The 2,620-nt window shown below is 74.4% G+C and carries 4 protein-coding genes; 3 read left to right on the top strand and 1 reads right to left on the bottom strand.

Features of this window, described 5'->3' with window-relative positions; all coding sequences use genetic code 11:
- Positions 1-229: 229 nt before the first annotated feature.
- On the bottom strand, positions 230-640 hold the full coding sequence (locus tag ACFV5N_RS26845; RefSeq protein WP_385604841.1) for a pyridoxamine 5'-phosphate oxidase family protein: 411 nt from the start codon (positions 638-640) through the stop codon (positions 230-232).
- 140 nt (positions 641-780) lie between these two features.
- Here ACFV5N_RS26845 and ACFV5N_RS26840 point away from each other — a divergent pair, with 140 nt between their 5' ends.
- From ACFV5N_RS26840 to dgoD, 3 genes are all read left to right on the top strand, one after another.
- Positions 781-993 carry a MarR family winged helix-turn-helix transcriptional regulator gene (locus ACFV5N_RS26840; RefSeq protein WP_385604838.1) on the top strand — a complete coding sequence of 71 codons (213 nt, stop codon included), beginning with the start codon at positions 781-783 and terminating at the stop codon, positions 991-993.
- 200 nt (positions 994-1,193) lie between these two features.
- Positions 1,194-1,970, top strand: coding sequence for an SDR family NAD(P)-dependent oxidoreductase (locus tag ACFV5N_RS26835; RefSeq protein ID WP_385604835.1), 777 nt, complete (start codon positions 1,194-1,196; stop codon positions 1,968-1,970).
- A gap of 53 nt (positions 1,971-2,023) precedes the next feature.
- On the top strand, positions 2,024-2,620 hold a 597-nt coding region (gene dgoD, locus ACFV5N_RS26830; protein ID WP_385604833.1), incomplete at its 3' end, for a galactonate dehydratase.

The following is a 2,620-nucleotide window of genomic DNA, read 5'->3' as shown; positions in this document are numbered from 1 at the left end:
GGTCCTGTCTGACACACCCCGCCCGGCCCGCGTCGCTCCCCCAGCCTGGCGGCTGGACGCCGGCTTCCGCTTCCGCCACCCGCACTGGCCGGCGGCGGCCCGCGACCTGGTCCGCCGGGTCAGGGCGGACCGTACGCCCTGACCGGCGGCGCGGCCTCGTGGCCCCGTCGGCAGCCGTACGGCAGAGGGCTTGCCCGCACCCGGCCGGCGATGTTCCCGCGCCTCGGGGTCACCCCTCGTTCCCGGGGCGCACGGTGCCCAGCACCCGGGTGACCGCGATCTCGATCACCACCCGCTCCGGGTTCGGTCGTGGCTGCCGGTAGCGCAGCGCGTACCGGCGCTCGGCGTCGGCGATCCTCTCCGGATCGGTACTGACCGTGGCGGTACCCTCCAGGGTCGACCACCGGCGTCCCTCCACCTGGCACACGGACACCCGCGCGCCCGGACGCGCCGCGAGGTTGCGGGCCTTGTAGCTGGAACCGGAGGAGATCACCCGGGCCACCCGCTGCTCCGGGTCGTAGGTCACCCCCACCGGAACCTGGTGGATGCTGCCGTCCGGATGCGGCGAGGCCAGCATGCACAGGCGGCGCTCGCTCCAGAACTCCACAAAGGGGTCAGCGGGCACACTCTTGTCGCTCACAGGGGCTCCACTCCCGGGGCGGCGTCCCGGCCACACGCACCCCGCCCGGCCGGCTTCCCCGCGCGATGTGCGGGAGACCCGGCAGTTGACCAGTCTTATCGTAGCGGCACAGCGGCGGAGTCACCCGGCTGGCCGACCGCGTGATCGAGGCGGGACTGGTCGAGCGACAGCCGTGCCCGACGGACCGGCGCGTCTCCTCCATCACGCTCACCCCGGCAGGACGGGACACGATCGGGCACGCCACCGTCGCGGCCTCCGGGGAGCTGCGTGCGGCATTCTCCGGCGTGACCACAGAGGAACCGCGCGCCCCGGACGACATCCTGGACCGCCTGCGGAACGAGCGGCACCGGTGAAGGCCGTTGCCTCCTTCCGGCGTGTCGTGCGCACTCGCCACCCCTGCCCCGTGAGCCATGCGGCCGGGCCGGCACAGCACCCGCCGCCGGAGGCGCGACACGAGTGCGGGGCGAGCGTGGATCAGTGGCGCCCCTTGGCATCACTGGTTAATTAATATTTAATCTGTTGCGTCGTCGCCGCCGGCCCCAGGAGTCCGCCCGTGCAGCCCGCATCACCACCCCCCACCCCCCGTCTGGCGGGCCGCTGCGCGCTCGTCACCGGCGCCGCCTCCGGCATCGGCGCCGCCACCGCCCGCCGGCTCGCCGCCGAGGGAGCCGGCGTCCTCGTCGCCGACATCGACGAGGAGTCGGGTGCCGACGTCGTCACCGCCATCCGGGAAGCCGGCGGCCGCGCGCGGTTCCAGCACTGCGACGTCTCCGACGAGGCTTCCTGGGCCGCGGCGGTGCGCGCCGCCGCATCGGCCTTCGGGCCGGTGCACGCCCTGGTGAGCAACGCCTACACCGTCCGCGTCGCCCCGGCCCACCGGACCAGCGCCGAGGAATGGAACCGGCAGCTCGCCGTGAGCCTCACCGGATCGTTCCTCGGCGCCCGCGCCTGCCTCGACGACCTCGTCGCGACGAACGGCAGCATGGTCCTGGTCTCCTCCGTGCACGCCCTGGTGGGCCTGCCGGGACGACCCGCCTACGCGGCGGCCAAGGCCGGACTCACCGGACTGACGCGGCAGCTGGCGGTCGAGTACGGCGGCCGGGTCCGGGTGAACAGCGTGTTGCCGGGCCCGGTCCTCACCCGGGCCTGGGACGGCATCCCCGAGGACGACCGGCGGGCGGCGGCCCGGGAGACAGCCGCCGGGCGGCTCGGCGCGCCCGAGGAGGTCGCCGCGGCCATCGCCTTCCTGCTCAGTGACGACGCCTCCTTCGTCACCGGCGCCTCGCTCGTGGTGGACGGCGGCTGGAGCGTGCTGAAGAACTCCGCGTGAACCACGGCCGAGCGCAGCCGGCCCGATCCCTCCCCACCTGCCCTGGAGTCACCTTGAAGATCACTCGCGTCGAGACCTTCGCCGTACCGCCCCGCTGGCTGTTCTGCCGCGTGGAGACCGACGAGGGCGTGGTGGGCTGGGGCGAACCCGTGGTGGAGGGCCGGGCCGCCACGGTGCGCACGGCCGTCCACGAACTCGCCGAGCACCTGATCGGCCGGGACCCCCTGCGGATAGAGGACCACTGGCAGGTGATGACGAAGGGCTCCTTCTACCGGGGCGGGCCGGTGCTCTCCAGCGCCGTCGCCGGCCTCGACCAGGCGCTGTGGGACATCGCGGGCAAGGTGCTGGGGGCGCCGGTCCACGTGCTGCTCGGCGGCCCGGTACGGGAACGCGTCCGCGCCTACAGCTGGGTCGGCGGTGACGAGCCCGCCGACATCGCCGACGCCGTCACGGCGCAGGTCGAAGCGGGCTTCACCGCCGTCAAGATGAACGCCTGCGGACGGATGAACCGGATCGCCACCGCCGCGGACGTCGCCGCCGTCGTCGAGCGGGCCACCGCCGCCCGCGAGGCGCTGGGCCCCGGGCGCGACTTCGCCCTCGACTTCCACGGCCGGTTCAGCGCCGCCAACGCCCGCCGGGTCCTCCCCCAC

Origin of the sequence: Streptomyces sp. NPDC059853, assembly GCF_042731495.1 — a bacterium.
Taxonomy (GTDB): domain Bacteria; phylum Actinomycetota; class Actinomycetes; order Streptomycetales; family Streptomycetaceae; genus Streptomyces.
This window is presented reverse-complemented; position numbering and strand designations above follow the sequence as displayed.